We start from the raw sequence: 2,900 nt of genomic DNA, 5'->3' as shown, positions 1-2,900 counted from the left end.
CGCGCCGCCGCCCGCGATCCGCAGCAGCGACCGGCGGTTCGGCGCGGGGAAGTGGTAGGTGCTCGGCACGCCTACATCGTGCCAGGCATTGTGGCGACCGGATCCGGCGAGGGGGGCGCGGCGGGAGCGACGGGACCGGAGGAGGCAGCTTGCGTAACCACGGAGGGACCCGCGGACGCCGCCATCGGGCACAGACACGCGGTGGCGGCGCGGCACGTCCGGCAATTTCGGACGGGGACGCGAAACTCGAAAGGGTTGGCTGGTCCTTTACACTCTGGCAGCGCGTTACGCTGGAACAGCGGCGGAGTATTTCGCCGCCGATGCGTGCTGACCATGGCCGACCAGGACCTATACCGACAACTCCACCGCGTCACAACTGAACCAGGAGCCGCCCCACATGCCGATGCCTACCGAGGAAAGGGTGAGCCAGCTCGTTGCTGGGCTCGTCGAACGCCGAGGGTTCGACCTCGAGGGCGTTTCGATCGCGGCCGCGAGCGGGGGGCAGGCGCGGGTGCAGGTGACCGTGGACGGCGATCGGGCCATCGATCTGGACACGATCGCGGAGTTGAGCTCGGAGGTCTCCCAGGCCCTCGACGACGCCGGTGACTTCGGCGAGACCGCCTACCTGCTGGAGGTCACCACGCCGGGCGTCGACCGTCCGCTCACCGCACCTCGGCACTGGCGCCGCGCGCGCGGCCGCAAGGTGCGCGTCAGCATGCGGCCCGGCGTGCCCGGCCCGGACGGCCCCGACAAGTTCGACGCGCGCGTCGGCGCCGCGACCGAGTCCGAGGTGGCGCTGGTGCTGGGCGGCAAGCGAAAACCGCATCGCGTCACCGTACCGCTCGCCGATATCGAGAGAGCCGTGGTCCAAGTGGAGTTCTCCGCGCCCGGCGCGGTGGAGATGGAACTCGCGGGGGGAGTCTCCCCCGGCCGACCGGAGCCGGGCGCCGACTCCGCGGAGGATCCAGCAGATGGAGCAGTGCCCAGCCGAGTAGCCGCGTCGACCGAAGGGATCGTGGAATGAACATCGAAATCGAAGCCCTGCGGGCGATCGTCGCCGACAAGGGGATCTCGATGGAGACGGTGATCTCCGCGATCGAGTCCGCCCTGCTGACCGCCTACCGGCACACCGAGGGCCACGAGCCCAACGCGCGCATCGACATCAACCAGAAGTCCGGCGTGGTGCGGGTGATGGCCCGCGAACTCGACGCCGACGGCAACGTCATCTCCGAATGGGACGACACCCCGGAGGGTTTCGGCCGCATCGCCGCCACCACCGCCCGCCAGGTGGTGCTGCAGCGGCTGCGGGATGCCGAGAACGAGAAGTCCTTCGGCGAATTCTCCACGCACGAGGGCGATATCGTCGGCGGCGTGGTGCAGCGCGATGCCCGCATGAACGCCCGCGGCACGGTGGTCGTGCGCATCGGCAGCGAGGCCCACGGCGCGGAGGGGCTGATCCCGCCCGCCGAACAGGTCCCGGGCGAGACCTACGAGCACGGCGACCGCATCAAGTGCTACGTGTACGCGGTGTCGCGGGGCCCGCGCGGCCCGCAGATCAACCTCTCCCGCTCGCATCCCAACCTGGTGCGCCGGTTGTTCGCCCTCGAGGTCCCCGAGATCGCCGACGGCTCGGTGGAGATCGTCGCCGTGGCGCGGGAGTCGGGGCATCGCTCCAAGATCGCGGTGCGCACCAACGTGCCGGGGGTCAACGCGAAGGGCGCCTGCATCGGACCGATGGGCCAGCGGGTGCGCAACGTGATGAGCGAGCTGGCGGGGGAGAAGATCGACATCATCGACTACGCCGAGGATCCGGCCACCTTCGTCGGGAATGCATTGAGCCCCTCGAAAGTTGTTTCCGTCACGATCGTGGACCCGGACGCCCGCGCGGCGCGCGTCGTCGTCCCCGACTTCCAGCTCTCGCTGGCGATCGGCAAGGAAGGCCAGAACGCCCGCCTCGCCGCGCGGCTGACCGGCTGGCGCATCGATATCCGCAGCGACGCGGCTCCCGACGTCTCGGGCCAGGTCGACACGGAGGCGCAGCACAACTAGGCGACAACCCCGCCGCGGCGCCGGAACGGCCGTGGTGGGATGACATGTTGGTAACTAACCAGAGGGCTGGATGCGGAGATCGGGACATGGCAGCGGTAGAGTGGACGCAGGCTCAGCACGAGCCTCCGGTTTCCACGCGCTCTGTGCGGGTCGAGGTACCACCCTCGGGTCCCGTCCGGACATGTGTGGGATGCCGGAAGCGCGAGCTGGCCGCCGATCTGTTGCGGGTCGTGGCGCACTCGTCCGACGAGGGCGGCGTTGCGATCGTTCCCGATCCGCGGCACAGACTTCCCGGACGGGGTGCCTGGTTGCACCCCGTTCAGGCTTGTCTGAGCACGGCAGAGCGGCGCCGAGCGTTCGGCAGAGCGCTACGAGTGTCCGGAAAACTGGATATCTCAGCCCTGGAGCACTACATCGAGAACAGGCACGAGCACTCATGAGCACACCGTGAAGTACCAACGATGATCGGCCATCGAAGATAATCGGAGGTCGTGCGGGCTTTCCGTCCACGGGGACGGACCGCCGCGCTCGACCTCTCAGTGAGGAGAGCAGTGGCAGGCAAGGCCCGCGTGCACGAGTTGGCGAAAGAACTCGGTGTCACGAGCAAAGAACTACTCGCACGGCTGAAGGAGCAGGGCGAGTTCGTGAAGTCGGCGTCGTCGACGGTGGAGGCACCCGTCGCGCGTCGCTTGCGGGAGTCGTTCTCGGCGAAATCCGCCCCGTCGAACGGCACCGCGAAATCGGCCGCCAAGTCCGGTTCCGGTCAGGCCGCCCGCGCGGCCGATAAGCCCGCGACCCCCGGCCCGCGCCCGGGTCCGCGTAGCGCCGCGCCCAGCCCGGCGGCACAGGCC

At 69.3% G+C, this 2,900-nt stretch carries 4 protein-coding genes; all 4 read left to right on the top strand.

The window, feature by feature from the left end; all coding sequences use genetic code 11:
• Nucleotides 1-397 precede the first annotated feature (397 nt).
• Entirely contained in the window at nt 398-1,024 is a 627-nt protein-coding gene (gene rimP / locus NM1_RS40610) for a ribosome maturation factor RimP (RefSeq protein ID WP_068033145.1), read from the top strand.
• Complete coding sequence (gene nusA, locus NM1_RS40605) at nt 1,021-2,049, top strand: transcription termination factor NusA (RefSeq protein ID WP_068033143.1); 1,029 nt, start codon at nt 1,021-1,023, stop codon at nt 2,047-2,049. Before rimP ends, nusA begins: the two co-directional genes overlap by 4 nt.
• 86 nt (nt 2,050-2,135) lie before the next feature.
• Entirely contained in the window at nt 2,136-2,489 is a 354-nt protein-coding gene (locus tag NM1_RS41780; protein ID WP_084520513.1) for a YlxR family protein, read from the top strand.
• A 111-nt stretch (nt 2,490-2,600) separates the two neighbouring features.
• Nucleotides 2,601-2,900 (top strand): translation initiation factor IF-2 N-terminal domain-containing protein (locus NM1_RS40600; protein WP_174556966.1); only part of this gene is annotated, 300 nt, incomplete at its 3' end.

Source organism: Nocardia mexicana NBRC 108244, from assembly GCF_001613165.1.
Lineage (GTDB): Bacteria > Actinomycetota > Actinomycetes > Mycobacteriales > Mycobacteriaceae > Nocardia > Nocardia mexicana.
The sequence above is the reverse complement of the archived record's forward strand: the minus strand, read 5'-3'. Positions and strand labels throughout refer to the sequence as shown.

Bases quoted from the DNA above. Each gene is read 5' to 3' on its own strand.
- rimP (WP_068033145.1), top strand. From the start codon at position 398: ATGCCGATGCCTACCGAGGAAAGGGTGAGCCAGCTCGTTGCTGGGCTC.
- nusA (WP_068033143.1), top strand. From the start codon at position 1,021: ATGAACATCGAAATCGAAGCCCTGCGGGCGATCGTCGCCGACAAGGGG.
- NM1_RS41780 (WP_084520513.1), top strand. From the start codon at position 2,136: ATGGCAGCGGTAGAGTGGACGCAGGCTCAGCACGAGCCTCCGGTTTCC.